Source organism: Thiolapillus sp., from assembly GCF_048562965.1.
Lineage (GTDB): Bacteria > Pseudomonadota > Gammaproteobacteria > Chromatiales > Chromatiaceae > Thiolapillus > Thiolapillus brandeum_A.
Map to the genome: position 1 here is coordinate 1 of NZ_JBHNMF010001300.1, position 716 is coordinate 716.

At 49.9% G+C, this 716-nt stretch carries 1 protein-coding gene; it reads left to right on the forward strand.

Translation table 11 applies throughout. The annotated features are described in order from the left end of the window. The first annotated feature begins 136 nt into the window (after positions 1-136). Positions 137-334, forward strand: coding sequence for a hypothetical protein (locus ACOCD2_RS23950; RefSeq protein WP_419626285.1), 198 nt, complete (start codon positions 137-139; stop codon positions 332-334). Positions 335-716 lie beyond the last annotated feature (382 nt).

A 716-nucleotide genomic window follows, 5' to 3' on the forward strand; every position in this document is an offset into this window, starting at 1 on the left:
GACGCGCCTTCGGTGGCATCAGACATGTCCATCGATTTCTCCTGTGTCGTGAAATTTCAGGAGAAAGTCTGCACGGGGTCAGGTCGGGAAAACAGGTGTGGATTCTTGGGCGCTTACCCTGATTCCCTACACCGCATTGCGCACCGACCGGCGGGGCGAATATGTTTATGTAGTGAAAAATGGCCGGGTGGCGCGAAAAGATATCATCTCCGGCCAGCGTTTTGATGACCTGTTGGAAATCGTCAAAGGGCTGCAGCCCGGAGAAAACATCGTCAAACGCGGTTTCATGAACCTGAAGAGCGATACCCCGGTCACAGTTGTCAATAAAGATTGACATCGGTTGACCTGAGTCATGTCGCTGCCGCTGCAATTGGGAAATACTCTGCCCGTTTTTTATGTACGGTCCGCTGCATGAGGCATCGGGATTTGCACTATCAATAGTCGCTGAACAGACGGTTGACCCGCATCTTCCGCCTGGCAGTCGGGTAGCGGGAAAAACACCTTAAGAACTCGCCCCCGATGCCGATAATTCAAGCAAAGCCGTGAAGCAGCGCCGAAGAAATCCCGGTCAACTCTTTGGCGCTTAATGCCAATACAAATCAGCTTTTCCAATGCATAATCTCAACCAAAGCTCACAGCACCGACAGGACAGTGAAATACATTCCTGTGTATTTGAACAAAACACTCAAACCAATTGAACAATATGTTCTATCATT